This is a genomic window from Pseudomonas sp. 2995-3 (assembly GCF_002742565.1).
GTDB lineage: Bacteria > Pseudomonadota > Gammaproteobacteria > Pseudomonadales > Pseudomonadaceae > Aquipseudomonas > Aquipseudomonas edaphica.
Genome location: NZ_LJSB01000193.1, coordinates 1 through 318, shown reverse-complemented (window position 1 = coordinate 318; position 318 = coordinate 1). Strand labels below are relative to the sequence as shown.

Genomic DNA, 318 nt, shown 5'->3' with positions numbered 1-318 from the left:
GTATTCAGTGGAGAATTGGCAACGGAGGAAGATACATTTTACTTAACGCAGGTGAAAAATTTAAATACACAATCAACCTTAACGGAAAAGCAACTTGAACAGTTATACAGTTATCTTTTAACACAAAGCGAGCAAGGCTCTTGTACTATCACGGTGAACGATCAAATACCAATTCTTCTTAATAGTGGGGAAGTGCAGGCACTATTAGAAGAGATTGATACAATTTTAGAAAACCTTTAAAGGTCAGTATCATATTTTTTAATAAGGATGTAAAAGCTAAAGAAGAAGGAGGGATTCTGATGGATAAGAAGCGCAATC

1 protein-coding gene is annotated in these 318 nt (G+C 35.2%); it reads left to right on the top strand.

Features of this window, described 5'->3' with window-relative positions; genetic code table 11:
- Positions 1 to 240 (top strand): hypothetical protein (locus AOA62_RS31815; protein WP_158235128.1); only part of this gene is annotated, 240 nt, incomplete at its 5' end.
- Positions 241 to 318 lie beyond the last annotated feature (78 nt).